General features: G+C 70.1%; 24 protein-coding genes and 1 pseudogene. 7 read left to right on the forward strand and 18 right to left on the reverse strand.

The features are described 5' to 3' along the window. Positions 1-35: 35 nt before the first annotated feature. From FBY35_RS07070 to FBY35_RS07080, 3 genes and pseudogenes are all read right to left on the reverse strand, one after another. Positions 36-719, reverse strand: a complete 684-nt coding sequence (locus FBY35_RS07070) for an FMN-binding negative transcriptional regulator (protein ID WP_142212957.1) — start codon at positions 717-719, stop codon at positions 36-38. A gap of 29 nt (positions 720-748) precedes the next feature. Beyond that, positions 749-2,278, reverse strand: coding sequence for an FAD-dependent monooxygenase (locus FBY35_RS07075; protein WP_142212958.1), 1,530 nt, complete (start codon positions 2,276-2,278; stop codon positions 749-751). A 503-nt stretch (positions 2,279-2,781) separates the two neighbouring features. Continuing rightward, positions 2,782-2,967: pseudogene (locus FBY35_RS07080) on the reverse strand (FAD-dependent monooxygenase); the annotation flags it as partial. Between the two features lie 161 nt (positions 2,968-3,128). Between FBY35_RS07080 and FBY35_RS07085 the strand changes: the two are divergent. Both FBY35_RS07085 and FBY35_RS07090 read left to right on the forward strand, forming a co-directional pair. After that, the gene (locus FBY35_RS07085) at positions 3,129-3,416 is read left to right on the forward strand and encodes a hypothetical protein (protein WP_260848543.1); all 288 of its coding nucleotides are present in this window, start codon (positions 3,129-3,131) and stop codon (positions 3,414-3,416) included. A gap of 533 nt (positions 3,417-3,949) precedes the next feature. Then, the gene (locus FBY35_RS07090) at positions 3,950-4,225 is read left to right on the forward strand and encodes an AlpA family transcriptional regulator (RefSeq protein WP_260848544.1); all 276 of its coding nucleotides are present in this window, start codon (positions 3,950-3,952) and stop codon (positions 4,223-4,225) included. A gap of 304 nt (positions 4,226-4,529) precedes the next feature. Here FBY35_RS07090 and FBY35_RS07095 read toward each other — a convergent pair whose 3' ends face one another. From FBY35_RS07095 to FBY35_RS07120, 6 genes are all read right to left on the reverse strand, one after another. After that, the gene (locus FBY35_RS07095; protein ID WP_186356873.1) at positions 4,530-5,108 is read right to left on the reverse strand and encodes a hypothetical protein; all 579 of its coding nucleotides are present in this window, start codon (positions 5,106-5,108) and stop codon (positions 4,530-4,532) included. A 2-nt stretch (positions 5,109-5,110) separates the two neighbouring features. Beyond that, positions 5,111-6,280 (reverse strand): ROK family glucokinase, encoded by a 1,170-nt coding sequence (locus FBY35_RS07100; RefSeq protein WP_142212959.1) that lies wholly within the window; start codon positions 6,278-6,280, stop codon positions 5,111-5,113. Between the two features lie 195 nt (positions 6,281-6,475). After that, positions 6,476-7,300 carry an ATP-binding cassette domain-containing protein gene (locus FBY35_RS07105; protein ID WP_142212960.1) on the reverse strand — a complete coding sequence of 275 codons (825 nt, stop codon included), beginning with the start codon at positions 7,298-7,300 and terminating at the stop codon, positions 6,476-6,478. Beyond that, a complete protein-coding gene (locus tag FBY35_RS07110) occupies positions 7,297-8,352 on the reverse strand; it encodes an ABC transporter permease (protein ID WP_142212961.1) in 1,056 nt (351 codons plus the stop codon). The genes FBY35_RS07105 and FBY35_RS07110 overlap by 4 nt, the downstream gene beginning before the upstream one ends. Positions 8,353-8,527: 175 nt before the next feature. Beyond that, positions 8,528-9,526, reverse strand: a complete 999-nt coding sequence (locus tag FBY35_RS07115; RefSeq protein WP_142212962.1) for a substrate-binding domain-containing protein — start codon at positions 9,524-9,526, stop codon at positions 8,528-8,530. A gap of 143 nt (positions 9,527-9,669) precedes the next feature. Next, positions 9,670-10,389, reverse strand: a complete 720-nt coding sequence (locus FBY35_RS07120) for a GntR family transcriptional regulator (RefSeq protein WP_142214945.1) — start codon at positions 10,387-10,389, stop codon at positions 9,670-9,672. Positions 10,390-10,544: 155 nt separating this feature from the next. On the opposite strand from FBY35_RS07120, the gene FBY35_RS07125 reads away from it, so the two are divergent. Then, complete coding sequence (locus tag FBY35_RS07125) at positions 10,545-11,549, forward strand: Gfo/Idh/MocA family oxidoreductase (protein ID WP_142212963.1); 1,005 nt, start codon at positions 10,545-10,547, stop codon at positions 11,547-11,549. A 31-nt stretch (positions 11,550-11,580) separates the two neighbouring features. On the opposite strand, the gene FBY35_RS07130 is transcribed toward FBY35_RS07125, so the two are convergent. The 5 genes from FBY35_RS07130 to allB all read right to left on the reverse strand — a co-directional run bounded on the left by FBY35_RS07130 (position 11,581) and on the right by allB (position 17,146). Then, positions 11,581-12,759: a cytochrome P450 gene (locus FBY35_RS07130; RefSeq protein ID WP_142214946.1), complete on the reverse strand. Its 1,179-nt coding sequence runs from the start codon at positions 12,757-12,759 to the stop codon at positions 11,581-11,583. Positions 12,760-12,871: 112 nt separating this feature from the next. Further along, a complete protein-coding gene (locus tag FBY35_RS07135) occupies positions 12,872-13,480 on the reverse strand; it encodes a dihydrofolate reductase family protein (protein WP_142212964.1) in 609 nt (202 codons plus the stop codon). A 126-nt stretch (positions 13,481-13,606) separates the two neighbouring features. Continuing rightward, a complete protein-coding gene (locus FBY35_RS07140; RefSeq protein ID WP_142212965.1) occupies positions 13,607-14,413 on the reverse strand; it encodes an AIM24 family protein in 807 nt (268 codons plus the stop codon). A 274-nt stretch (positions 14,414-14,687) separates the two neighbouring features. After that, a complete protein-coding gene (gene alc, locus FBY35_RS07145) occupies positions 14,688-15,803 on the reverse strand; it encodes an allantoicase (RefSeq protein ID WP_142214947.1) in 1,116 nt (371 codons plus the stop codon). Then, positions 15,803-17,146 carry an allantoinase AllB gene (allB, locus tag FBY35_RS07150; protein WP_142212966.1) on the reverse strand — a complete coding sequence of 448 codons (1,344 nt, stop codon included), beginning with the start codon at positions 17,144-17,146 and terminating at the stop codon, positions 15,803-15,805. Before allB ends, alc begins: the two co-directional genes overlap by 1 nt. A gap of 235 nt (positions 17,147-17,381) precedes the next feature. Between allB and FBY35_RS07155 the strand changes: the two genes are divergently transcribed. Then, positions 17,382-18,182 carry an IclR family transcriptional regulator gene (locus tag FBY35_RS07155; protein ID WP_142212967.1) on the forward strand — a complete coding sequence of 267 codons (801 nt, stop codon included), beginning with the start codon at positions 17,382-17,384 and terminating at the stop codon, positions 18,180-18,182. A 270-nt stretch (positions 18,183-18,452) separates the two neighbouring features. On the opposite strand, the gene FBY35_RS07165 is transcribed toward FBY35_RS07155, so the two are convergent. Both FBY35_RS07165 and FBY35_RS07170 read right to left on the reverse strand, forming a co-directional pair. Then, positions 18,453-19,163 (reverse strand): ABC transporter ATP-binding protein, encoded by a 711-nt coding sequence (locus tag FBY35_RS07165; RefSeq protein WP_142212968.1) that lies wholly within the window; start codon positions 19,161-19,163, stop codon positions 18,453-18,455. Further along, complete coding sequence (locus tag FBY35_RS07170) at positions 19,160-20,248, reverse strand: ABC transporter permease (RefSeq protein ID WP_142212969.1); 1,089 nt, start codon at positions 20,246-20,248, stop codon at positions 19,160-19,162. The genes FBY35_RS07165 and FBY35_RS07170 overlap by 4 nt, the downstream gene beginning before the upstream one ends. A 110-nt stretch (positions 20,249-20,358) precedes the next feature. Here FBY35_RS07170 and FBY35_RS07175 point away from each other — a divergent pair, with 110 nt between their 5' ends. Both FBY35_RS07175 and FBY35_RS07180 read left to right on the forward strand, forming a co-directional pair. Further along, positions 20,359-21,549 (forward strand): sensor histidine kinase, encoded by a 1,191-nt coding sequence (locus tag FBY35_RS07175; protein ID WP_142212970.1) that lies wholly within the window; start codon positions 20,359-20,361, stop codon positions 21,547-21,549. After that, entirely contained in the window at positions 21,546-22,178 is a 633-nt protein-coding gene (locus tag FBY35_RS07180) for a response regulator transcription factor (protein ID WP_142212971.1), read from the forward strand. Before FBY35_RS07175 ends, FBY35_RS07180 begins: the two co-directional genes overlap by 4 nt. A 42-nt stretch (positions 22,179-22,220) precedes the next feature. On the opposite strand, the gene FBY35_RS07185 is transcribed toward FBY35_RS07180, so the two are convergent. Together FBY35_RS07185 and FBY35_RS07190 are read right to left on the reverse strand one after the other, a co-directional pair. Then, positions 22,221-22,532: a DUF5955 family protein gene (locus tag FBY35_RS07185; RefSeq protein WP_142212972.1), complete on the reverse strand. Its 312-nt coding sequence runs from the start codon at positions 22,530-22,532 to the stop codon at positions 22,221-22,223. Between the two features lie 122 nt (positions 22,533-22,654). Next, positions 22,655-24,532 carry a serine/threonine-protein kinase gene (locus tag FBY35_RS07190; protein ID WP_142212973.1) on the reverse strand — a complete coding sequence of 626 codons (1,878 nt, stop codon included), beginning with the start codon at positions 24,530-24,532 and terminating at the stop codon, positions 22,655-22,657. A gap of 167 nt (positions 24,533-24,699) precedes the next feature. Here FBY35_RS07190 and FBY35_RS07195 point away from each other — a divergent pair, with 167 nt between their 5' ends. Further along, positions 24,700-25,314 (forward strand): NTP transferase domain-containing protein, encoded by a 615-nt coding sequence (locus tag FBY35_RS07195; RefSeq protein WP_260848545.1) that lies wholly within the window; start codon positions 24,700-24,702, stop codon positions 25,312-25,314. Positions 25,315-25,365 lie beyond the last annotated feature (51 nt).

Consider the following 25,365-nt stretch of genomic DNA (forward strand, 5'->3'; position numbering starts at 1 on the left):
GCGGCGCCGTCGTCGTTCTGCCGTCGTACGCCGGATCAGTCGGCCGCGTCCGCCGGCCGATCCGGATCATGGCCGGGCTCCTGCCTGGGCAGGTTGTTGTGCCGCTCGATGTAGTCGGCCAGCCGGTCCATGCTGTCCGTGCCGCGCTCCCGGAAGGCCCGCGCCTGGGAGGCCATGTCGGCCGGGGACTTGTTCTGGCCGAGCTTGTACACGCCGTCGATGCGCCCGATCGGGATCTCGAACCCCTGGATGAGCCGCAGGTACTCGTCGAACAGCGCGCTCGCCCGGCGCGGCAGCGACCAGGGCTGCTTCGGCGCGAGCCGGCTCTCCTGGTCCTCGATCAGGTCGTCCAGCTGGCGCATGGTGCGCACCTCGTCCAGCAGCCGCGGCCGTCCCGTGACGTGCACGGCCGCATAGGCCCAGGTGGGGAAGTGCGGCTGGGAGGCGTAGTGGTCGGGCGAGATGTAGGAGCTGGGGCCGAGGAACGCCACCACCACCTCGACGTTGCCGGCGAGCGCCTCACAAATCGGGTTGCCCCGCGAGAGGTGCCCGCGCAGCTTGCCATAGGGCCAGGCGTGCCGGTCGAGCACGAACGGGATGTGGACGGCGGCGGGCCGGCCTTCCACCGACAACGCCATCAGGCCGAGCGGGTACTCCTCGATGAGGTCCCACTGCGTCTCCAGGTCCGGCGGCCGAAAGTAGTCGGGGCGGTAGACCATCTGCGCTCTCCTTTCCGTGTGGGGCCTGATCAGGCGGTGGCGGCGGACACCGCGCCGCCGAGCAGCGAGCCGAGGTACCCGAGCACCGCCGCGCTGTCCCCCGCCGGCGCGGTGAGCCCGATGTAGCCGTCCGGGCGGACGAGGACCAGCGTGTCGGCGCCCAGTCCGTAGGGCGCCGGCCGTTCGCCGAGCAGGCAGGTCCTGAGGTCGTCCGGGCCCCCGGCCGCCACCTCGCGCAGGGCCGCCTCGCAGCCGGCCCCGAAGCCGATCAGCGTGAAGTGCGGACCGCGGAACACGTCGAACAGCCGGACGAGCTGGCCGGCCATGTCCAGGCACACCGAGTCCGGGGCGCGGTCGCCTGCCTGGACGCCGCCGGTGTCGCTGAGCGTCGCGCGGCTGAGCGGGCTGGCCCGGTACTCGAGACCGAACTGCAGGGTGTCCTGGGTGAGGCCGGCCTCGGCGCCGCCGGTGCCGCCGGTCATCTCCTCGAACACGGCCCTGGTGCTGGCGACGCTGGTGTCCAGCGTCCAGCGCGCCACGGGCAGCCGCTCCTCCTGGTAGGTGTCGAGCAGCTCAGGTGCCGCCCCGGCGAGGACGAGCGCGAGCTTCCAGCCGAGGTTGTAGGCATCCTGGACGCCCGTGTTGGCGCCCAGCGCCCCGAGCACGGGGTGGACGTGCGCGGCGTCCCCGGCCAGGAACACCCGGTCCACCCGCAGCCGGTCGGCCATCCGCACGTTGATCCGCGAGGTCGACAGCCAGGTCGCGTCGTGGACCCGGATCGGCATCCCCGTGGCCCGGTCGACGGCCCGCTGGAGGGCCTCCACCGACGGCTCCATGGGCCGGCCGTCCGCGCCGACGGGCGGTGTGGCCTGGATCTGCCAGGAGCGCGTGCCGCTGAGCGGGCACAGCATGACCACGCCGAGGTCGAGGTCCAGCCACTGGTACCAGGCGTCGGGAGCCAGCCCGTCGATCTCCACGTCCCCGACGATCAGCTGCTTCTCCGGCTCGGTGAACCCCTCGAAGGAGATGCCGAGTCGCTTGCGGACCAGGCTGCGGCCACCGTCGCACCCAACGAGATAGGCGGCCGACACCTGCTCGGTGCCCTGCGCGGTGGCCAGGGTGGCGGTCACCTGGTCCGGGTCCGGCTGGCCGAACTCGACCAGCTCGGTGCCCAGTTCCACCGCGACGCCGTACTCGGCGAGCCGCTCCCGGAGAATCTCCTCGACCCGCGACTGCGGCATGAAGTGCAGCCGGCGAAACGGCTCGCCCTGGGTGGGCGCGTTGTCGAGGTACGGGATGGTCTCGTTGATCAGCCGGTCGCGGCGGTAGCGCCGGAACGGAAGCCGCTGCGTACCGGACGCGAGAACCTTGTCGATGACCCCGAGGTCGTAGAACACCTCCAGGGTGCGGGGCTGGATGCCGGCCTTGCCGCGCGAGGCGGTCGTGAAGCTCCGCTCCTTGTCGATGATCCGCACCGGTACGCCCCGGCGGGCCAGTTCGAGCCCGAGGGTCAGACCGGTCGGCCCGGCCCCGCTGATCAGCACGCTGACGCTGTTCATACAACCCCGTCACTTCGTCGTTGGGTGGGCAATTGCCCTGACCAGGGCTGCACGCTATGGAGGGCGCAGGGCTCGGGCTAACCCCTAAGGGGCCCCTAGGGCCAGGTGAACCCAACGGGGAACAGTCGCGGCAATTCGTAGGGGTTTCGGTTGCGCTCGGCTGTCGCGGTTCTCGTAGGTTATTGAGCGCTGTTGGTGCTGGCTGTGGCCCATGCGTGTTGGACGGGGCCAATTTCGTCGGCGGTGGGCTGAGCGGAGTCGATGGCGGAAAACCGGGCGGTGATGATCACGCGGGAGACTGTCCAGCTGACCGTACAGACCCCTTCCCGGTCTTGCGCTGAATCCACGCGCGGTCGCTCCCGTACGACGCCCGCGAAGGGGGTGTGGGCGTCGTACCGGAGGAGCGCGGCATGTTACGGGAGGAACGCTCCGACGCACTCAGGACACGGTGTGCTCCTGCCGACGCGTGAGCACGTTCGTCGCGTTCCGCTCCTCGCGCGGCAGCCATCGCACCGCGCGGCGTCGATCACGCCCAGGTCGTCGAAGACCTCCTGGGTGCGCAGCTACAGGCCCTTTCCCCGCGAACCCGGGAAGAGGCGATCCGAGCGCTCGACCACGCGGGCGCGTATGCCGCGCCTCACCAGGTCGCAGGCCAGTGCGAAGCCGGTGGGGCCCGCACTCACGATCAGTACGGGTGCTTCGTTGCCGACAGCAGCTTGTTAAATGGCATGCCCTCGACAGTGATCTTAACGACGTTCCAGGAGGTCACGCTTCGCGGAGAAGCCGCCGAACGCAGACGCCTCGACGAGATCGAAGCGGCACGCCAGAAGCGCATCCGCTGGGAAGCCCCATGGAAGAAGCCCGCGTCCAGTACACCGAGGCGTACCGCTTCAGACACTTCGAAGCGCAGGAATCGGCATGGCGCCACGCCACCCGACTGACCACATACATGAGCGCGGTACGCACGCGAGTCGAGGCCATGCTGCCGGGCCAGGCCAGGACCGAAGCCGAAGCAGGGATCAACTGGACGTCAGCCACCGTGGAGCACCTCGACCCCCTGAGCACGCCGCCCCGGCTGCCCGACATCCCCGAACCACGAGCCGACGACCTGAAGCCATTCCTCGGGCACAGCCCATGACACGCCGCCCGACTGAGGCTCCACCCAGCGTCACGGACCGTCAGCATCGAGAGGCGCGAGGGCGAGGTCAGCCGACGGGTCGGCGGCCGTCCCCCCGCCCCCTCCGGGGCCCATTAACCACCGGCTGCGGGCTTCGCTGGCAGCCACCAAACTGTGCGTGACGACCCGTCAGAAGTTGCGCCGTTCGTGCGTCAAACATGCGTCAATATATCGCCCGTAACGCACGTAACGCCCATAACGCACACTCAGCGAAACCGCAGGTCAGCGACCCTTTTCGGCTGGCTCAAGGATCGCGACACACTCCACATGATGCGTCATCGGAAACATGTAGAGACAATGCCGACGACCCCAACCAGCAACGCTGGCGCTGATTGGGCCCTTTGCACCTCAATCCCAACGCTGAGCGGAGCAGGGTACCCGTCAATGGCCGGTTTCCGAAACCGGTGATTCCTCGGACAATCGGCAGTCCACCGCAGCTCCCTGCTTCCCCACTGCCCCGGAAGCAACCGAACCGAAAGGCACTGTTGGCAGGAATGCCCAGCCAGGGCAGCGAAACGCATCACGGCCCGTTCAGCCCCGAGCACATCCGCGCCACCTTGAGTGGGACCGCGAGCGTCGAGGACGCCGCCCAGGCGTTCGGATTGTCGAGATCGAAGGGCTACGACCTTGGTCGCCGCGGGGAATTCCCCTGCCGCGTGCTGCCGATAGGCCGCACCGCCCGCGTCGTCACCGCCTCGCTGCTCCGCGTACTCGAGAGCGGCAAGCCGGAGTACAACGGAGCCTCCGGTGCAAGCCCCAATCCGTCTTGACCAACTGCACGACGACGCCCTGCCGGAGCAAGCCGACGGGGCCCCTCACGTGTCACAGGCGTGTCACCAACCCTACGGACGCACTCACGCCACAAGGCCCTGACCTGGATTTACGCGCTCACCCTGGGCCAGCTGGACGCCCATGGACGGTTTCTACGACATGTGCCATGTGGTCCCCAGGGAGGGACCGAGGATGAGTACGGGTGCGTCGTCCGGACCGTCGATCCGGTACTGCAGGGTCTTCGGGGGCGTCTGCGTCTCACTCACCCGCCCCACGGTAATGACTGGACGTAACGCCCTGCGGTCAGGGGGTCGCAGTCGAGACGACATAGACCATGGGGTGGGACTTGTCGGTCAGATCGACGGTGACGTCCTGGGTGGGACGGGGGTCCTTCTGCACATGGCTGGTGCCCGCCCACTCGCCCTCGCTCGCGCCGAAGTCCCAGGCGACGGTCTCGGCGTCATGCGGTGCGATGCTGACCTCGCCTTCGTCGAGCTGCGCGCGGCTCGTGCCGACGCCCTTGAGGAACCGGTCGAGCCCGGCGGAGGTTGTCCGGAACTGTACGTACAGCCTGCTGGTCTTCCAGTTGCTCGTCTCGTAGTACGCGACATGCGTGGACCTCTCGGGGATCGGCACCTCGAAGACGCGGCGCTTCATCTGGGAGGGCCAGGTGTCGCGCAGGCCGGTGGCCGAGGACTCCGACTCCTTGTCCCGCCCGCTGTCACGGCTCTGCTCCGCGGAGATCACCAGATAGCCGGCCGGGATTCCGACGAGGAGCACGATGATGATCGCCGTCAGCCAGCGACGGCGGACCATGTGGCGGTGGTCCTCCGGGAGGCGGGTGCTCTCGTCCGGAGAGATGGACTGGCGGGGCACGGTCATGACTACGGTTCCTGGGTGGGGCGGGTGGGGCGGGTGGGGCCGGAGTTACGGATGGCCTGCGCATAGCGCTCGTATCGCTCATGGCGCTCCACACGGCGCCGGTTGGCCCGGCGGAAGCGGCGGGCCACGAGCCGCGCGAGGTCGGCCGCACCGACCATACCTGCCTCCGGGCCGAGCTGGGCCTTGACAATGCGTGCCTCGGGGCGGTAGCCGCGGCCGGTGAGATGACGGCGGAAGGCGTCCCGGGCGGGGCCGATGAGCAGGTCGTCGGCCGCGCTGACACCGCCGCCGATGACGAAGCACGACGGGTCGAGGGCGGCGGCGAGATTGGCGATGCCGATGCCGAGCCACTGGCCGATGTCCTGGAAGAGCTCGACGCACATGGCGTCGCCCTCGCGGGCGAGTTCGGTGATGACCGGGCCGGTGATCTCGGGGATGTTCCCGCCGACGCGCTCGATGAGGCTGTGTGCGACCGGGGAGTCGGCGGCGGCGAGCTCACGGGCCTCGCGCACCAGAGCATTGCCGGAGCTGTACTGCTCCCAGCAGCCGCGATTGCCGCAGGGGCAGCGGTGGCCGCCGGGCACGACCTGCATATGACCGAACTCACCGGCGACGCCGTACTTGCCGCGCTTGACCCGGCCGTCCTCGAGGATCGCGCCGCCGATACCCGTACCGAGAGTGATCATGACCAGGTGGTCCTCGCCGCGGCCCGCGCCGAAGCGCCATTCGGCCCAGGCGGCGGTGTTGGCGTCGTTGTCGACCAGGACGGGAACGGCGAGCCGGGCCGAGAGGGCATCGCGCAGAGGTTCGTTGCGCCAGGCGAGATGCGGCGCGAAGAGAACCTTGGAACGGTCGGCGTCGACCCAGCCCGCCGCGCCGATGCCGACGGCGTGCACGTCGTGGCGGTCGGACAGGTCGAGGACCAGCTCACAGATGGTGTCCTCGACGACCTTGGGACTCTTGGACTTGTCCGGCGTCTCCGTGCGGACCTTCTCCAGGATCACGCCGTCGGCGTCGACGACACCCGCCATCACCTTCGTGCCGCCGATGTCGATGCCGACGGTGGGAACGCGGGGCGCGGTGAGATGCGAGCGCCGCTCGCGGGTGCCGACGGTCTTCAGGACGGTGGCGCGGGCGGCGCCGCGGTGCGGGAAGTCGCGGTAGGTGCTCATGTCCCTGCGGGGTCTCGGGGCGGGGGCCGACGGCTGTCATGTCCCCGGCGATGGGCAGTGCCCACCGGGGCCGATTCTGCCATCCGGCGGGACGGGGCGCCGGGCGCCGGTGGGCAGTGCCGGTGCGCGGGCGTTGTTTCCCCGACCCGCCCTCCCTACGGCCTGGCGGGTCGGGGAACAGGTCCGCGGCAGGCGCTACGAAGCGTCCGCCTCCTTCACCGGGTGGCCCCCGAGATGCGTCGGCACCGGCGCCCTCTCCAGTTCGTGCCGCAGGTCCTCCAGCTCGCTCCCGCCCGCCATCTGACGCGTCAGCTCGTCCAGCGTCACAGAGCTCTTGCTGTGGCTGGCGGACATCGTGCCGCGCTTGAGCAGGACGAAGCGGTCGCCGACCAGATACGCGTGGTGCGGGTTGTGGGTGATCAGTACGACACCGAGACCCGCGTCCCGCGCAGCGGCCACATACTTCAGCACCACGCCGGACTGCTTCACACCGAGCGCGGCGGTCGGCTCGTCCAGGACCAGGACCTTCGCGCCGAAGTACACGGCCCGGGCGATCGCCACGCACTGGCGCTCGCCGCCCGAGAGCGTGCCGATGGGCTGGTCGACATCGCGCAGGTCGATGCCCATGCGCAGCAGCTCGGACCTGGTCGTCTCGCGCATCCGCTCGACATCGAGGCGCTTGAAGGGACCGACCCCCTTCGTCGGCTCCGAGCCGAGGAAGAAGTTCCGCCAGACCGGCATCAGCGGTACGACGGCGAGGTCCTGGTAGACCGTGGCGATACCGCGGTCCAGCGCCTCGCGCGGGCCGGACAGGTTCGCCTGCTCGCCCTCGATGAGGAAGGTCCCGGCGTCGTGATGGTGCAGACCCGCGATGATCTTGATCAGCGTGGACTTGCCCGCACCGTTGTCACCGAGCACGCAGGAGATCTGCCCGGCGTGGACCTCCAGCGAGACACCCTCCAGGGCGCGGATGTTGCCGTAGTACTTACTGACGTTGTCGAGCTCGACGAGGGCCGTCATTTGCTTGCCTCCGCACGCTTGCGGACCCATGCGTTGAGCAGGGTGGCGAGAAGGAGCATCGCTCCGAGGAAGAACTTGAACCAGTCCGGGTTCCACTCCGCGTACACGATGCCCTTGCTGGTCATGCCGAAGATGAACGCGCCGACGGCCGAGCCGATCGCGGAGCCGTATCCGCCGGTGATCAGGCAGCCGCCGATGACGGCCGCGATGATGTACGTCAGCTCGTTGCCGACGCCTTCGCCGGACTGCACCACGTCGAAGGAGAACAGCAGGTGCTGGCCGGAGACCCAGGCGGCGAAGGCGACGCCCATGTACAGGCCGATCTTGGTCTTGTTCACCGGGACGCCGACCGCGCGGGCCGCGTCCGCGCCGCCGCCGACTGCGAAGATCCAGTTGCCGAAACGGGTGCGCAGCAGAATCCAGGTGGCCAGGGCGACCAGCGCGAACCACCACAGGATGGTGACCTTGAGGGTGACGTCACCGAAGGTCAGCTGAGACGCGAAGATCTTCTTCGCCGAGCTGAAGCCCTCCATGTCGGCGATGGACTTCGTGGAGACCGTGTCGCTGATCAGCTTGGTGAAGCCGAGGTTGAGGCCGGTCAGCATCAGGAACGTGCCGAGCGTGATGATGAAGCTGGGCAGTTTCGTACGGGTCAGCATGAAGCCGTTGAAGACCCCGATGGCCAGCGTGACCAGCAGCGAGACAAGGACGCCGACCCAGACGTTGGCCGTCATCTGGTAGCTGAACATCGAGGAGATCAGCGCGGAGCTGGTCACCAGGACACCGGCCGACAGGTCGAACTCGCCGCCGATCATCAGCAGCGCGACCGGTACGGCCATGATGCCGAGGGTCGATGCCGCGTACAGCACGGTGGAGAGGCTGGACGCCTGGAGGAAGGAGTCCGCGACGATCGAGAAGAAGATGAAGACCGCGGCGGCTCCGACGACCGAGCCCAGTTCGGGCCTGCCCATCAGCTTGCGCAGGGGCGAGGTGCGCAGCAGCCGCTCGTCGCTCTTCTGTGGTGGTGTGGCAGGTGGTGCGGTCGCACTCATCGTGTCCCCCGATCTGTGTATTCCTGCAGCTCGGTGACTGCGTCCACGACGCCGTGCCTCTCTTGCCGTACTCGCTGTGCTTCCCGGTCCGGCCGGGGGGCTTGGTGACGCGCCCCGGCCGCCCAAGTATGTGTCACAGCAGGTCGGAGGGTTGGCATCGGGTATGCCACGCAGGTCATCGGGTTCCGTCGGCGGTGAGCTTCTCCAGCGCGGGCACGTCCTTCTCAGTGACCAGCGCGGGACCGGTGAGGATCGGCTTGCCGCCGCCGATCACATTGCCGTTGACCTTGTTGAGCCAGAGCTCGTCGACGGCGAGGTAGCCCTGGAGGTAGGGCTGTTGGTCCACGGCGAAGCCGATCTGCTTGGCCTTGAGCTGCTTGACCACTTCGGCGTTGAGGTCGAAGGTGTCGACCTCGGCGCTGGAGCCTGCGCCCTCCTTGGCCTTGCTCGCTGCGGCCGCGATGGGGGCTCCGAGGGCGACGACGGAGTCGATGTCCTTGCCCGCCTGGAGTTTGGCCTCGATGGACGAGGTGGTCGCGGGTGTGTTGGTGCCGTCGACGTTGAGGTTCTCGACCGTGCCCTTGAAGGTCTTCTTCACTCCGGCACAGCGCGCTTCGAGCGAGACGTTGCCCTGCTCGTGGATGACGCAGACGGCCTTCTTCTTGCCGCGCTTGTTGAGTTCCTCGCCGATGGCCTCGCCCGCTACGGACTCGTCCTGGCCGATGTGGCTGAGCGCGCCGAGCGCCTTGGAGAATTCGGCGCCGGAGTTGATCGTGACGACGGGTATGCCTGCCGCGACGGCCTTCTTGACGACATCCTGGACCGCTTCGGGCTTTGCGAGGGTCACGATGATGCCGTCGACCTTCTGGTCGATGGCGGCCTGCACGAGCTGGGCCTGCTCCTTGCCCTCCTTGTTGGCCGAGTAGAGGAACTCGACGTTGTCTTTGCGGGCGGCGACCTTGGCGCCGCTCTGGACGATGTCCCAGAAGGTGTCGCCCTCGCCGGAGTGCGTCACCATCGCGATCTTCAGACGTCCGGTGGCTGCGGGAACCCCTCCTCCGCCGTCCTTGGAGGGGCTGTCCTTGGCTTCCTTGCCGCCGGAACTGCTGCATCCGGCAAGGACGACCAGGGCACTTGCGGCGAGCAGGGCTGCTGCCGTGCGGGTGGTTCGCATGGTGGGTCCGCCTTCTCTCCCGGCCGCCCGATTGCGGCTGGGTGAGTTTTTACGGGGGCCACGCGACCCCGTCAAGACTTTGTCCGAACATTCTTACGCGAATGACATTCTTACGTGACCTGCTTGCGGCCCTCCACGGGCGGTCAGGGGCGGACGAGGAGCTGGAACTCGAAGGCGTAACGCGAGGCCCGGTAGATGTGCGAGCCGAACTCGACCGCACGGCCGGTGTCGTCGAAGGTGGTGCGCTCCATCGTCAGCAGCGGAGCACCGGTCGCCTCGGTGAGCAGCTCGGCCTCGAGCTCGGTGGCGGCCCGCGCCCCGACCGACTGCCGGGCACTGTGCAGGGTGATCCCGGCGGACCGCATCAACCGGTACAGGCCAGTTGCCTCGAGCCGCTCGCTGTCGCAGTCGAAGAGGCCCGCCGGCAGATGGTTGCGCAGCCTGGCCATCGGCTCGCCGTGGGCATAGCGCAGCCGCTCGATCAGCTGCACGTCGCTGCCCTCCGCCACTCCGAGCGCGGCCGCGACGGCGGCGCTCGCCGGTTCGACGGCATTGCGCAGCACGGTGGTGGCCGGGCGCTGGCCGGCCGCCTCCAGGTCGTCGTAGAGGCTGCTGAGCTCCAGCGGGCGCTTGACCTGGCTGTGCACCACCTGGGTGCCGACGCCTCGGCGGCGCACGAGCAGGCCCTTGTCGACGAGGGACTGAATGGCCTGGCGGACTGTCGGGCGGGACAGGCCGAGCCGGTTGGCCAGCTCTATCTCGTTGCCGAGCAGGCTGCCGGGGGTGAGGGTCCCTCTCTCGATGGCGGATTCCAGCTGCTGCGACAGCTGGAAGTAGAGCGGGACCGGACTGGTGCGGTCCACGCTCAGCTCGAGAGACAGGGACGGGTCCGTCACGTGTCTGGGCTGCTTGGGCACGGAGTGAGCGTAGTCGCACGGAATGTTGACGGGAAGTCGTGAAGTTCGGTTGTCAGGACAAAGTCTTGACATCGTGACCGGCGCGACGCCACCTTTGGGCCATGCGCATCGGACTGATCGGAACGGGACGTATCGGAACCTTTCACGCGGGCGTGCTCAGCCGGCACCGGGAGGTGGGTTCACTGGTCGTGGCGGATACCGACGCGGCGCGGGCGGCCGAGGTCGCCGAGCGCACCGGGTCCACCGCCGCGCCCAGCGCGAACGAGATCTTCAAGTGGGGCGTGGACGCCGTCGTGATCGCCTCCGCCACCGCCGCCCACGCCGACCTCATCGCCCGCGCCGCCCGCGCCGGGCTCCCCACGTTCTGCGAGAAGCCCATCGCCCTGGATCTGCCGGGTACGCTCGGCGCCCTGCGCGAGGTCGAATCCGCGGGCACCCAGCTCCAGCTGGGCTTCATGCGCCGCTTCGACGCGGGCTACACAACGGCCCGCGAGCTGGTGCGCTCGGGACGCCTCGGCCGCTTGCACACCGTACGGGCCATCACCTCCGACCCGGCACCGCCGCCCGCCGCGTATCTTCCGCTCTCCGGCGGCCTGTACCGGGACTGCCTGGTCCATGACTTCGACATCCTGCGCTGGGTGACCGGCCGGGAGGTCGTCGAGGTGTACGCGACCGGCTCGGACGGGGGCCCCTCGATGTTCCGCGACGCGGGCGATGTCGACACGGCGGCCGCGGTACTGACCCTGGACGACGGGACGCTGGCCACGGCGACGGCCACCCGGTGCAATGGCGCGGGCTACGACGTACGCATGGAACTCGCAGGTGAGCTCGACCAGGTCGCGGTCGGCCTGGACGACCGTACGCCGATCACCTCGACCGAGCCGAAGGGCCCGCCGCCCGCCACGAAGCCGTGGCCCGGTTTCCTGGAGCGGTTCGCCCCCGCGTACGAGGCGGAGCTGAACGCTTTCATCCGGATGGTCGAGGGCGAGGCCGAGAACCCCTGCGACGGCCGCGAGGCGCTCACGGCGCTGCGGATCGCGGAGGCGTGCGAGCTGTCCCGCCGGGAGCACCGGCCGGTCCGGCTGGAGGAGATCCCGGCGGACTGAGCCGACTGGCAGACTGCCGGGCCCCGCCGGGCTACCAGCGCACCGGCAGCCGCCGCACGCCGCGCATCAGCAGGCCCGGCAGCCAGTCGAGCGGTCCGCCGGAGGGGTCCAGGGCGAGGTCCGGGCAGCGTTCCAGCAGGGTACGGATGGCGATGCGGGCCTCCATCCGCGCCAGCGGCGCCCCGAGGCAGAAGTGGATGCCGTGCCCGAAGGCCAGATGGCCCCGGGTCTCGCGCCGGATGTCGAAGGTGTCCGGTGCCGGATAGCGCGACGGGTCGCGGTCGCCCGCTGCGATGCCGACCAGCACCGTCGCGCCGGCCGGGATCACCCGGTCCCCGACCGGGACCGGCTCGGCGGTGAAGCGTGCCGTGCCGGTCTCCACGGGGCCGTCGTAGCGCAGCATCTCCTCGACCGCACCGTCCAGGAGCCCGAAGTCCGCACGAAGGGCGGCCAGTTGGTCGGGGTTGGTGAGCAGGGCCCGTACGCCGTTGGAGATGAGATTCACCGTCGTCTCGTGGCCTGCGATCAGCAACAGGTAGGCGAGCGCCCGCAGTTCGGCCACAGAGAGCCGGTCGTCGTCCTCGGCCCGGGTCTGTATGAGGGCGGAAAGCAGGTCGTCGGCGGGCCCGGCACAGCGCTTGTCCTCGATGAGTTCGTCGAGGTACGCGGCCAGCGCGTGGACGGCGTCGGCCTCGGCGTTCGCCCCGGTCGGGGCCACCACCTCGTTGGACCACTTGCGGAACGCGTCGCGGTCGGCGGCCGGGATCCCGAGCAGTTCGCAGATGACCGTGATCGGCAGCGGGAAGGCCAGCGCGTCGACCAGATCGCCGTGCCCCGCCGGCAGCATCGCCTCCAGCAGCTCGTCGGTGATCTGCTGGATGCGCGGGCTCAGGTTCTCCACCCGCCGCGCAGTGAATTCGCGGGCCACGAGCTTGCGCAGCCTGGTGTGGTCGGGCGGGTCGAGGACCAGCAGATTCGGTCCGACGACCTGCTCGTCGAGCATCATCGCGCCGACCGTGGCGGGCGACTTGGACAGCCGTGGGTCGGCGAGCGCGGCCCGCGCCTCCTCGTGGCCGACGATCAGCCAGACCGGCTCGCCGCCCGCCATACGCACCTTGTGGACTGGCCCCGACTCGCGCAGCCGCGCGTAGTACGGATACGGGTTCGCGGTGAAATCCGCTCCGTACTCCCCCAGATCGACGGTTTCCATCGCGCCAGGGTACGTCGGCTGCACCGGCTCGTCCTCGTCGAGCAGGCCCGCATCGTGTGCCAAGAGCGCGATCTGGACACGGTTGTTGAGATCCAGATCCGAACGACAGACCCTAATAGCTGCCGTACTCGGGGCGGCCCGCCAGCTCGTACGTGTGGATGGCCACGCCCGCGCCCGTGACCCGGGAGGCGGTGTGCCGGAAGGCCGTCGGGACGGCGCCGCTGGCGAACAGCTTGCGGCCCGTGCCCAGGACGACGGGGAAGAGGAGCAGATTGATCTTGTCGATCAGGTCGTGCGCCATCAGGAAGTGGGCGAGGGCTCCGCTGCCGTGAACCTGGAGCTCTCCGTCCGTGCGCTCCTTGAGCGCGGTGACCTCTTCGACGAGATCACCGTGGATGATGGTGCTGCCCTCCCAGTCGGCCTTTTCCAGCTTGGTAGAAGCGACGTACTTCGGCAGGGAGTTGAGCTTCGAGGCGACCGGATCGGCGGGGTCGGTCACCTTGGGCCAGTAACCCGCGAAGATCTCGTACGTACGGCGGCCGAGCAGGAAGGCGCCCGCCTGATCGAAGACCTCAGTCATGAACCGGCCGAAGTCCTCGTCCCCGTACGGCACGGACCAGCCGCCGAGCGCGAAGCCGCCGCTGGTGTCCTCTTCGGGACCTCCGGGGGCCTGCATCACGCCGTCGAGGGTGACAAAACTGGTGATCGAGAGCTGAGCCATGGCAGGTTCCTCTTTCGGGGTGCTCTGAGTTGCGGTGTTCCGGTCATCTGCTGAGACCCCCCTCGTACCAGGAAATCATCGGTCGGCCCCGCGTGCCTCGGACGCGCCCGGGGTGCTTCTTACGCCCTAGCCGGCGTCCGTGGAGAACAGCCCGCCGGTCGGTCCCTGCTTGTCGCCGCCCTGGGCCTTTCTGAGGGCGCCTGCGAGACCCTCGATGGTCAGCGACTGGAGGATCACCCGCCCGTTGCCCTCCAGCGTGGCCAGGGAGAGTCCCTCGCCGCCGAAGACGGCGTTCATCAGGCCTTGGCGGTTGAGGCCGCCGATGCGCTGGATGCCGTAGCGGATGCCCTCCTCGAAGGCGACGATGCATCCGGTGTCGACCTCGATACGGCCGCCGAAATCGGCGGGGTCGAGGTCGATGAAATTCCCCGCGCCGCAGATGATGACCGTTCCACGGCCGGTGAACTTCTCCAGGATGAAGCCCTCGCCACCGCTGCGGCCGGTCTTGCCGCCCCGGAAGGCGATGCCGAACTCGACCGTGGACTCGGCGGCGACGAAGGCGTCCTTCTCGGCCATCCACGCGCGCGTGCCGTCGAGTTCGAGGGCGCGCATCTCGCCCGGCAGTACGCCGGCGAAGCCCACGGTGCCCTCGCCACGGGTGGAGGTGAAGTACTGGAAGGCGAGGGATTCACCGGCGAGGGCGCGCTGGCCGGCCTGCATGGCGGTGTCCATGGCCTGGCGCAGCATTCCGCCCATGCCGCCGGAGCCCGAGCCGGAGGCGGGGCCACCGGCTCCTGACAGCCGCGTCTCCATCGTCACGTTGGACGTCTTGAACAGGAACTTCCCGGCCTCGCAGTAGACGGTCTGGCCCGGCTGGAGGGAGACGACCGCCATTTGCATGGCGTTGCCGACGATCTCTTGCTGAAGGGTCACACGGGGATTCAACGTGGGTTTGCCGCCGGCGCCGAGGAGGCAGGGCCGCCGTCGTCGCGGCGTTGCGCCTGCGGCTGCTGTTCCCCTACCCGCCCCTTCCCGAACTGGGGCTTCGCCCCAGACCCCGTATGCGACCTTCGGCCGCATGTGCTCAAACGCCGGACGGGCTGAAAATGTGCGGCCCAGCCGCACCTCCGGCATTTGAGGAGCGGGGGTCCGGGGCAGCGCGCCCGGTTACGGGAAAGGGCGGGTTGGGGAACAAGCCCCGCGGGGGTCAGCCGCCCAGTTCCTGGTGCCGCGCAGCCAGCCGCGCCGCGCCCTGTGTGGTCAGCGAGCCGAACAGCCGCAGCCGCGAGATCCCGCCGTCCGGGTATATGTCCACTCGTACATGCGTCCCCACCGCCGGAGCCCCGAGCACAAACCGGTGATTCGTGTCCGGCTGCAGCCGGGTCCTCGGCAGGATCTGCGTCCACTCCCCCGTCTCACCGTCGCGGAGCGAAACCGCCGCCCAGCCCGCGCTGTTGCCCTTGAGATACGCCGTGTCGATCTCGACCGCGCGGATCTCGGACTGCGCCACCAGCTGGTAGCGGATCCAGTCATTGCCCTTGTCCCGGCGTCGGCGGGTCTCCCAGCCGTCGTCCATCTTGCGGGAGCGGCCGGGCTGGATGGTGTTGGTGGCCGGGGAGTAGAAGCGGTCCGAGGCGTCCTCGACCCGGCCGCCGTTCTCCAGTGCCACGAGGTCGAAGGTGCCGAGCACGCCGAGCCACTCGGGGTCGGGCGCGACTTCGCCGTAGACGCGCAGGCGGGCGATGCCGCCGTCGGGGTGCTGGTTGACGCGCAGGTGTGTGAAGCGCTGTTCGACGTCGACGGCGAAACCGTTCGCCGCGTGGCCGCCGATGGCCGTACGGGGCACGAGCTTCGTCCACTTCACGTCGTCGGCGAGCAGATCCCCGGGCGAGGGGGACCCGGCCACCGCGGTGGCCTCGACCGAGACGGCCTGCGGGTAGTTGCCGCGGAAGTGGGCGGTGTCGATGACGATGCCGCGTACGACGCCCGGTGCTCCGAGGCGTACGAGCGCCCAGTCGTGGTCGTCGTCCGTGGGGTGCGGCTGCTCGGCCGAGATGCCGCGGCGGCGGCGGGTCTCCCAGCCGTCCATGATCTTGCCCTTGTGACCGAAGTGCTCGGGGTCGAACTCCGCGGCCTCGGGCTTGAGCATGTTCTCGCGCTCGGCGAAGAACTCGTCGTTGGCCGCGATGACGCCCGCGCCGAGCCGACGGTCGGCGAGGTCAGCGTAGTGCGTGAAGGGGAAGTCCGCCGTGCGGTAGTCGGCGTACGGGTCGCCGCCGCCGAACGGGCCGGCGTCACCGGTGAAGGAGGGAATGGACACGATCAGTTGTTCCTTTCGAGCAGCCGGCCGGTCGGCTCGGTCAGGGTGCCGTTCTCCACGATGCGTTCGCCGCGCAGCCACGTCGACCTGACGACTCCGTGCAGGGTCTTGCCCGCGTACGCGGTGACCTGGTTGCGGTGGTGGAGTTCGGTCGGGTCCACGGTGAAGGTCTGGTCGGGCGCGAGGACCGCGAAGTCGGCGTCGCGTCCGGCCTCGATCGCGCCCTTGTGGGCGAGTCCCGCGAGCTGTGCGGGCGCGGCGGACATCCAGCGGACGACGTCCTGAAGGGTGTGCCCGCGCTTGCGTGCCTCGGTCCAGATGGCGGGGAGGCCGAGCTGGAGGGAGGAGATACCGCCCCAGGCGGAGGCGAAGTCCGGGGTCTTGAGGTCGGAGGTGCAGGGCGAGTGGTCGGAGACGATGCAGTCGATGGTCCCGTCGGCCAGGCCGTCCCACAGGGCGTCCTGGTTCTCGGCCTCACGGATCGGCGGGCAGCATTTGAACTCCGTTGCCCCGTCGGGGACTTCCTCGGCCGTGAGGGTGAGGAAGTGCGGACAGGACTCGACGGAGATCTTCACGCCCTCGCGTCTGGCGGCCGCGATGAGCGGCAGCGCGTCGGAGGAGGACAGATGCAGCACATGCACGCGGGCGTCGAGCCGCCTGGCGTGGGCGATCAGGCCTTCGATCGCGGTGTTCTCGGCGTCGCGCGGACGGGAGGCGAGGAAGTTCGCGTACGTCGGTCCGGGCTCCTGCGGCGCCGCGGCCAGATGGTTCGGGTCCTCGGCATGGACGATCAGCAGCCCGCCGAAACCGGCGATCTCGGCCATCGACCGGGCGAGCTGCTCCTGGTCGAGCTCCGGGAACTCCTCGACGCCGGACGGCGAGAGGAAGCACTTGAAGCCGAAGACTCCGGCGTCGTACAGCGGCCTCAGGTCCTTCACATTGGACGGGATGGCGCCGCCCCAGAAGCCGACGTCGATGTGGGCCTTGCTGCGCGCCACCTCCTGCTTGGCGGCGAGGTTGGCGACGGTGGTGGTCGGGGGCAGGGAGTTGAGGGGCATGTCCAGCAGGGTGGTGATGCCGCCCGCCGCGGCCGCGCGAGTGGCAGTCCAAAAGCCTTCCCACTCACTGCGGCCGGGGTCGTTCACATGGACGTGGGTGTCGACGAGACCGGGGAGCAGGACGTCGTCCCCGAAGTCCTCCAGCCGCGCACCGGGCGGCACCTCGGCGTCGTACGGAAGCACCGCCTCGATCTTCCCGGCGGCCACGGCGACCGATGCTGCCCGTGTGCCGTCCGGGGTGATCACGCGCGTCGAGCGCAGTACCAGCCTCACGTCCACATTGGACACCCGTGCCCCTCACTTCCGTCCGGTACAGCGGACCACTCAGAGAAATTCAACGAACTGTTGAAGGAGTCTTCACTCCGCAGTCCTCGCCGTCAAGACCTGCCCGATCCGGTCTGAGGTCCTGGATATTTCCACAACGTGGAAGTAGAATTTCGCAAAGCAGAATGTGTTTTTCGCCGAGCAGCCCGGACGCCCGGTAGGCTGCTCACTTGCCCGCCTGCCCGAAAGGACCGTTGACGTGCCAACGTCCAGCGCCGGCTCCACCGACGCCGCCAAGCCCGCGAACAGCGGCGGCGTGCAGTCCCTGGAGCGCGCCTTCGACCTGCTCGAGAGAATGGCCGACGCGGGCGGCGAGGTCGGGCTGAGCGAACTCTCCCTCAGCAGCGGCCTGCCGCTGCCCACCATCCACCGGCTGATGCGCACGCTGGTGGCCTGCGGTTATGTGCGCCAGCAGCCCAACCGCCGCTACGCACTCGGCCCCCGGCTGATCCGCCTGGGAGAGTCCGCGTCACGGCTGCTCGGCACCTGGGCCCGCCCCTACCTCGCCCGGCTGGTCGAGGAGACGGGCGAGACGGCGAACATGGCACTGCTCGACGGCGACGAGATCGTGTACGTCGCGCAGGTGCCCTCCAAGCACTCCATGCGGATGTTCACCGAGGTCGGCCGGCGCGTGCTGCCGCACTCCACCGGCGTGGGCAAGGCACTGCTCGCGCACACCCCGCCGGACGAGGTACGCGCGCTACTCGCCCGTACCGGCATGCCGGCGGCCACCGAGAAAACGATCACGACTCCCGAGGGCTTCCTGGAAGCGCTCGAACAGGTGCGGCGCGCCGGTTACGCGGTCGACGACAACGAGCAGGAGATAGGGGTCCGCTGCCTCGCGGTCTCGGTGCCCAACTCCCCCACGGCCGCGGCGGTTTCGATCTCCGGTCCCGCGGGCCGGGTCACCGAGGCGGCCACCGAGAAGATCGTCCCGATCCTCCAGGAGGTCGCGAAGGATCTCTCGGCGGCGCTGGCGAACACGGCCGCGCAAGGCTGATCCCCCAAGCGACACCCACCGCCCCGCTCCTGCCTGCTCGATGCCGCGGGAGCGGGGCGTTCGGCTTGTCGGGGCCTTGCGCGCGATCCGCCTCCAGCAGCACGCGCGCCGCCTCCTTGGCGCGCGCCGCCGTCGCGCTGCTCCCGGTGATGGCGGCGGTCGTGATGGCGCCTCCACCAGGAGCAGAAGAGGCTCGGCCGGCGAGACGGGGACGGCCCCCGACGGACGAACGCCGCATCGCCCTCTGAACAGTCGCGGGCGGGCGGTGGCTCAGCCCGCGACCGGCAGGGCCGCAAGCCGCCCGTCCGCCATCGTCACGGTGTGGTCGGTCCGCTCCAGATGTGCCAGGTCATGGGTGACCAATACGGTCGCCGTCCCCCGCTCCCGTGTCAGGGCGCCCAGCAAGTCCAGTATCGCCGCGCCCCGTTCATGATCCAGGGCGCTGGTCGGCTCGTCGACCAGCAGCACCGCGGGCTCGTTCATCAGCGCCCGGGCGATGTTCACGCGCTGGCGCTGGCCGCCCGAGAGCTGGTGTGGGCGGCGGTGAGCCTGGTCGGCCAGGCCGACCGCGTTCAGCAGGTCCAGGGCCCTGGCGCCCACCTCGCGCGTTCGGTGCCCGGACAGATGGGCCATCACCTGCAACTGCTCGGCCGCCGTCAGGGACGGCAGCAGATTGGGCTGCTGGAAGACGATGCCGATGCGCTCGCGCCGCAGCGCGGCCTTGCCTGCCCGGTCCAGGCCGGCCGTGTCCGTACCGTCGACGACGACCCTTCCCCGGTCGGGGGTGACCAGGGTCGCCGCGACCGCGAGCAGGCTCGACTTCCCGGAGCCGGAGGGGCCGACGACGGCGGTGAGCGAGCCCGCGGTGACCTCCAGCGAGACGGAATCCAGCGCGGTGAGCCGCCCGTCGCCGTCGGGGTAGGTCAGGGTCACGTCGTCGAGCAGCAGACTCGCGGCGGTCGCAGAGGTTGCAGAGGTCATCGGGCGCTCCCGAGGGCGGTCAGGGGGTCGACGGCGGTGATCCGGCGGATGGACAGGGCCGCGCCGAGGACGCCGAGCACGATCATCACGGCGGCGGGCAGCAGCACGGTCGGCGCCGCCAGTACGAAGGGCACGTCACCGCCGCCGATCAGTGCGCCGATCGCGGCGGTCAGAGCGGTACCGAGGAGTGTTCCGGCCGCCAGCATCGTCACCGCCTGCCCCAGCGCGTCCCCCAGCAGGTACGGCGTCGACGCGCCGAGCGCCTTCAGAACGGCGATGTCGGCGCTGCGCTGGATCGTCCAGACCGTGAAGAAGGCCCCGATGACCAGGGCGCTGATCACGAAGAGGAAGCCGCGCATCAGCTGCAGCGAGCCGTTCTCGGCCTGGTAGGAGCCGATCGCGGTCAGGGCTTCACCGACGCCGAGTGTCTTCGTACCGGCCGCCTTGTCACCGGCCGCGAGGTCCACGCCGCCCGCGCCGTCCGACGTCGTGAGCGCGATGACGGTGGCCTGTTTGCCGACCGCCGTGCCGGAGTTCCCGATCCGCTGCCAGTCGTCGAGCGCCGTCCACACCACCGGCGTATGGCCGAAGGAGGCATCGCCCTCGACCGCCGCGACGCGCTCGTCCAGGCTGCCGATCCTGATCCGGTCGCCCGCGCCGACGCCCAGCTCCTTCGCCGCCTTCCCGGAGAGGACGACACGGCCCGGGGCGAGGCCTCGCGGCGCGAGCCCGGAGCCGGGCTCCACACCGAAGGACGACACGGCGGCGCTACGGTCCCCGGCGGCGGCGTTCAGCGTACGGATGCCGATGGGGTGGGCTCCGGTGACGCCGGGCTGCCGCGCCCAGCTCACCCACTGGTCCTCGTTCACTGACGAGTTGGTGAAGGACACCGGCCGGCCGCCGGGCGGGGCGGCGAAGGCGATGTGGTCGGCGGGCAGGCCGGTGACGGCCGAGGTGTTCTCCCGGGCCAGCCCGGCGGTCAACCCCGACAGCAGCCCCACCAGCAGCGTGATCAGCACGACCACCGTGCCCATCAGGGCGAACCGGCCCTTGGCGAACCGCAGATCTCTCCATGCGACGAACATGGGCTCAGCCTCCGGTACGAGGGCCTCGCGAACATCGCGCCTCGGTGCGTACTCACATCAATCCTTTGGTTGACCTCGCGCCCGCGCCCCCCGCTTACGCTGGGACGACCATGGATTCCCGAACCCTCACCCCCGTCCTGCGCGTGCTGCCGCTGTGCCTGCACGCGCTGCTGGCCGGGCTGCTCGCCCTCGCCGCGATACGGGCCGTGGCGGACGGCACCCCGCACGCCCACGCCGTCGTGGCGGCCGCCGCCGTGACGGCCGCTGTGTACGCCGCCGGTGTCCTGAGTCCGGCCGTGCACCGCTCGCCGCGCGCCGCCGCGCTCTGGCTCGCCGCACTCGGCGCGGCCTGGCTGGCGCTGCTCGCCCTCTCCCCCGACGGCCTGTGGGCCGCCTTCCCGCTGTACTTCCTGCTGCTGCACCTGCTTCCGGTGCGCTGGGGGCTGCCCGCCGTCGCGGTCACCGCGGGCGCCGCCATCGGAAGCTTCCTGCTGCACGGCAGGACCATCACCCCGGGCACCTTCATCGGGCCGCTGCTCGGCGCGGCCGTCGCCGTCGCGACCGTGCTCGGCTATCGCGCGCTGTACCGGGAGAGCGAGACACGCCGCGAGCTCATCGAGGAACTCATCTCCACCCGGGCGGAGCTCGCCGAGGCAGAGCACCAGGCCGGGGTGCTGGCCGAACGTGAGCGGCTGGCCCGGGAGATCCACGACACTCTCGCCCAGGGGCTGTCCAGCATCCAGCTGCTGCTGCGCGCCGCCGAGCGGACCCTGCCCGAGGACGCTCCGGCCGCCGTGCATGTACGCCGGGCCCGGCAGGCCGCGCAGGACAACCTCGCCGAGGCGCGGCGTTTTGTACGCGCCCTGACGCCGCCGGATCTGGAGCGCGGCTCGCTTGCGGGCGCGCTGGAGCGCCTGTGCACGCTCGCATCCGGGCCCGGGCCCGCCGTCCAGTTCGGCATCAGCGGTACGCCCGTCGAGCTGCCCACTCCGTACGAGGTCGCCCTGCTGCGTACCGCGCAGTCGGCGCTCGCCAACACTGTGCGCCATGCCGCCGCGGGCCGGGCCGAGATCACGCTCAGCTTCATGGACACCTCGGTCTCGCTCGACGTCGTCGATGACGGCCGGGGCTTCGACCCCACGACCGCGGCGCCGGTGCCGGGCGGGGACGGCGGGTTCGGACTGCCCGCGATGCGGTCGCGAGCGCGGTCGCTCGGCGGGACGCTCAGCGTGGAGTCGGCCCCGGGCCAGGGCACGGCGCTCGCGCTGACGCTGCCCCTTCCGGCGCAGGTTTCCGCATGAAAGCGCCGATCCGCCTGCTGCTCGCCGACGATCATCCCGTCGTACGGGCGGGGCTGCGGGCGGTCCTCGACACCGAGCCCGACTTCGCCGTGGTCGCGGAGGCGGCCACGGCGGAACTGGCGGTGGTCCGGGCCGCGGCGGGCGGCATCGACGTGGTGCTGATGGACCTCCAGTTCGGCCCCGGTATGCACGGCTCGGAGGCGACGGCGGCGATCAGCGCCCTCCCGGACGCGCCGCGCGTGCTGGTCCTCACGACGTACGACACGGACGCGGACATCCTGGCGGCGGTGGAGGCGGGCGCGGCGGGCTACCTCCTCAAGGACGCACCGCCGGAGGAACTGTCCGCGGCGGTCCGCACGGCGGCATCGGGCAGGTCGGCGCTCGCCCCGGCCGTGGCGCACCGGCTGATGGACCGGATGCGGACGCCGTCGGAGGCACTGACGAAGCGGGAGCTGGAGGTGCTGCAACTGGTGGGGGACGGCCTGTCGAATCTGCAGATCAGCAAGGAACTGTTCCTGAGCCAGGCGACGGTGAAGTCCCATCTGGTCCATATTTACGCGAAGTTGGGGGTGGACTCGCGGACGTCGGCGGTGGCAACGGCCCGGTCCCGCCGCCTGATCCGCGGCTGAGCCCGTCCCGTATTCACCCCGTCCGGCGTTTGACTCAGACTCCTAGCGCGGCACCTCGCCGAACAGGTCCACCGCGTTCCGTACCTTCAGCAGCCCCGGCGCCAACGCACTCACCGACCCGATCGCCCCGGCGATCAGCAGCAACGAGCGCCGCATCCGCGGGACTTCGGGATCGCCCGCCGCCACCATCGCCGCCAGCACGGCCAGTTCGTCCTCGGCGATCCCCCGGTCGGGGAACTCGCCCGGATGACCGGCCAGTTCGCGGCGGAGCCGGGAGATGGCAGCGCGCAGCTCCGTCGCCCTAGGGTCCTCGCCGCTCTCCGTCACCCGCGTCTGCCCCACGCTCCGCAACAAAAGTTCTTCCCCTCGCACACCCATGTGCCGCCTCGGCGACCCGTGGGTCGATGGTCAGCCGCCCGGGGTCGCGGGCAAGTTAACGTCATCCGGCGCGGTGCGCGCCACTCCGCCGACCGAAATCAGTACGTAGGCTGTACGGAGTCGATCGCGCCGCGCCAGACCGTCACATCGAGGGTGATGTAGTGGCTGGGGTCCGACTCGGGCGACCTCCCCTGGTAGGTCACCACGCCTACGTTCCCCGTTTCGCTCAGCACACAGAACTTCGCGCCCTTCGACAGGTTTTCGATCTTGAGCACAGTGGCGAACCGCGTCTCCGACCGGCAGGTCTCCAGATCGGCGTTCTGGCCGGGGCGCAGCAGGATCAGCTTTGCGTTCCGGGCCTCGATCGTGCCGAGGTACCACTCGTGCTCGACGTCGACGGTGCCGGAGTCGCTCGATACCGGCTTGAGCGGGTCGTCGCCGAGGGTGATGCCGTAATCGTCCGTGACGTTGAGGCCGTTGTACGTCTTGGGCGCCGGGTCCGGCGCAGCCGCGGGCGTCGACGACTTGCTCTGCCCAGGGGTCGGGGTGGCGCCTCCCTTACCGCCCGCGTTCGGCGAACTGCCGGCCTTGCCACTGCCCTGCGACTGATTGCCCTTGTCGTTGCCCTTGTCGCCGAGGGCGAGGTACAGGAGGCCTCCGGCCACCGCGCCGACCACCAGAGTGGCGACGACGGCAATGGCCAGATTTCGCCCCGTCTTCTTCTTGGGCGGCGCGGTGGGTGCGGCGAGGGTGTTGTACGGCTGCACCGGCTGGTGGTGGTACTGCGGCGGGGCAGCCTGCTGGTGAGGGTAGCCGTACGTCGGCGGCTGCGTCTGAGGGGGGCCGAAGCCGGGCGGCGGGGTCGGTCGCGTGGCCGCGGCGGTGGGGGCATACGCGGCCGGGGTCTGGCCGGGCGCCGGGACCTGGCCGGGCGCCGGGACCTGGCCGGGTCCGGGAGGAGCCTGCATCGGCGCAGCGGCGGCGGGCGCGGTCGGGGGGTGAGCCGGGGCGGTGGGAGCGTACGCGGCCGGGGCCTGTCCGCCCGGCGGGGTCGCGGGCGGCGCGGGGGCCGCCTTGCGCGTGGTGATCTCCGCGGCGACGGCGCCGGGCAGCCACTCCTCGGGACGGCGCAGCACCGTTTCGGCATTGGCGGACTGGCAGATGGTGAGGAGTTCGGCGACCGACGGCCGCCCCTCGGGGTCCTTGACCAGGCAGCGGGTCACCAACTCCCGCAGTTGCTCGGGGAGTTCGGTGAGGTCGGGCTCCTCGTGGACGATCCGGTAGAGCACACCGTGCGACGTGCCCTCGCCGAAGGCCGCCTTGCCGGTCGCCGCGTACGCCGCGACCTGGCCAAGGGCGAAAATGTCGGTGGCCGGGGTGACTTGGCTGCCGGCCGCCTGCTCGGGGGCCATGAAGGACGGGGTGCCGATGGTGACACCGCTGCTGGTGAGCGACGTCGCATCGGCGGCCCGTGCGATGCCGAAGTCGATGACGCGCGGCCCGTCCGCGGCGAGCAGCACATTGGCGGGCTTGAGGTCACGGTGGACGATGCCCGCACCGTGGATGATCTGCAGCGCCTCGGCGATTCCGGCGACGAGCAGCAGCACGGTCTCGACCGGGAGCTTGCCGTGTTCGGCGACGGCGTCGGCGAGGGAGGGCCCGGGGACGTACGCCGTGGCCAGCCAGGGCTGTTCGGCCTCGGCGTCCGCGTCGATGACAGGGGCGGTGTACAGGCCCTGCACTCGCTGCGCGGCCTGCACCTCCTGGGCGAAGCGGCGGCGGAATTCGGCGTCCTGGCCGAAGTCGGGCCGGATCACCTTGATGGCGATGGGCCTCCCGCCGGGTGTGTACGACAGATAGACCTTGCCCATGCCGCCGGCGCCGAGCCGCGCGGCGATCTTGTATCCGGCGACGTGCCGCGGATCGTCTTCGCCCAGCGGCTGAAAGACCGTTCCCTGGTGTGCGCGCCCACTCATCGACTCTCGTCCCCCATGGCGAAGTTCAGCATTGGAGATGCACCTTATCCAAGGTCACCTCGGGCTCTCCAGGTCAGACGACAGCCTTCGAGCGGGCGGTTCCGGATGGGCGCCCGCGGCAGACGGACGGCGCAGCGCTTCGCCCGGAAATGAGGTAGGGAGTCCTTATGGCACACGTCGCAGAACCAAGGATGGAACCGGTCGTGGCCGGACTGCTGCTCGCCGCGGGCGGCGGACGGCGGCTCGGCGGACGCCCGAAGGCGCTGCTGACGCACCGGGGCAGGCCGCTGGTGGAGCACGCGGTGCGCGTGCTGCGCGAGGGCGGCTGCGGTCCCGTGCATGTGGTGCTGGGTGCGGCCGCCGACCGCGTACGCAAGGAGGCCGATCTGCCCGGCTGCGTACTCGTCGACAACCCCGACTGGGAGGAGGGCATGGGCTCTTCGCTGCGTGCGGGCCTTCAGTCGCTGTCCGCCACGGCGGCGGACGCCGCTCTTGTCTCGCTGGTGGACCAGCCGGGCATCGGCGCCGAAGCGGTGGCCCGCGTACGGGCCGCCTGCCGCTCCCGTCAGTCGCTGGCGGCGGCCGCGTACGGGGGTGAGCGCGGCCATCCGGTGCTCTTCGGCGCGGGGCACTGGCAGGAGATCACGGCCGGCGCGGTCGGCGACCGCGGTGCCCGCGCCTATCTCAAAGACCACGAGTCCTCGCTCGCGCTGATCGAGTGCGGCGATGTGGCCGAGGCGTACGACATCGACACGGCTGAGGATCTGGCGCACCTTGAGTGAGCGGCGTGGCACTCAGCGACACGGTCTGTCGACCCAGAGAATCTCGATATC

The sequence above is a fragment of the Streptomyces sp. SLBN-118 genome (assembly GCF_006715635.1).
Taxonomy (GTDB): Bacteria; Actinomycetota; Actinomycetes; order Streptomycetales; family Streptomycetaceae; genus Streptomyces.

Bases quoted from the DNA above. Each gene is read 5' to 3' on its own strand.
- FBY35_RS07070 (WP_142212957.1), bottom strand. From the start codon at position 719: ATGGTCTACCGCCCCGACTACTTTCGGCCGCCGGACCTGGAGACGCAG.
- FBY35_RS07075 (WP_142212958.1), bottom strand. From the start codon at position 2,278: ATGAACAGCGTCAGCGTGCTGATCAGCGGGGCCGGGCCGACCGGTCTG.
- FBY35_RS07085 (WP_260848543.1), top strand. From the start codon at position 3,129: ATGGAAGAAGCCCGCGTCCAGTACACCGAGGCGTACCGCTTCAGACAC.
- FBY35_RS07090 (WP_260848544.1), top strand. From the start codon at position 3,950: ATGCCCAGCCAGGGCAGCGAAACGCATCACGGCCCGTTCAGCCCCGAG.
- FBY35_RS07095 (WP_186356873.1), bottom strand. From the start codon at position 5,108: ATGACCGTGCCCCGCCAGTCCATCTCTCCGGACGAGAGCACCCGCCTC.
- FBY35_RS07100 (WP_142212959.1), bottom strand. From the start codon at position 6,280: ATGAGCACCTACCGCGACTTCCCGCACCGCGGCGCCGCCCGCGCCACC.
- FBY35_RS07105 (WP_142212960.1), bottom strand. From the start codon at position 7,300: ATGACGGCCCTCGTCGAGCTCGACAACGTCAGTAAGTACTACGGCAAC.
- FBY35_RS07110 (WP_142212961.1), bottom strand. From the start codon at position 8,352: ATGAGTGCGACCGCACCACCTGCCACACCACCACAGAAGAGCGACGAG.
- FBY35_RS07115 (WP_142212962.1), bottom strand. From the start codon at position 9,526: ATGCGAACCACCCGCACGGCAGCAGCCCTGCTCGCCGCAAGTGCCCTG.
- FBY35_RS07125 (WP_142212963.1), top strand. From the start codon at position 10,545: ATGCGCATCGGACTGATCGGAACGGGACGTATCGGAACCTTTCACGCG.
- FBY35_RS07130 (WP_142214946.1), bottom strand. From the start codon at position 12,759: ATGGAAACCGTCGATCTGGGGGAGTACGGAGCGGATTTCACCGCGAAC.
- FBY35_RS07135 (WP_142212964.1), bottom strand. From the start codon at position 13,480: ATGGCTCAGCTCTCGATCACCAGTTTTGTCACCCTCGACGGCGTGATG.
- FBY35_RS07165 (WP_142212968.1), bottom strand. From the start codon at position 19,163: ATGACCTCTGCAACCTCTGCGACCGCCGCGAGTCTGCTGCTCGACGAC.
- FBY35_RS07170 (WP_142212969.1), bottom strand. From the start codon at position 20,248: ATGTTCGTCGCATGGAGAGATCTGCGGTTCGCCAAGGGCCGGTTCGCC.
- FBY35_RS07175 (WP_142212970.1), top strand. From the start codon at position 20,359: ATGGATTCCCGAACCCTCACCCCCGTCCTGCGCGTGCTGCCGCTGTGC.
- FBY35_RS07180 (WP_142212971.1), top strand. From the start codon at position 21,546: ATGAAAGCGCCGATCCGCCTGCTGCTCGCCGACGATCATCCCGTCGTA.
- FBY35_RS07190 (WP_142212973.1), bottom strand. From the start codon at position 24,532: ATGAGTGGGCGCGCACACCAGGGAACGGTCTTTCAGCCGCTGGGCGAA.
- FBY35_RS07195 (WP_260848545.1), top strand. From the start codon at position 24,700: ATGGCACACGTCGCAGAACCAAGGATGGAACCGGTCGTGGCCGGACTG.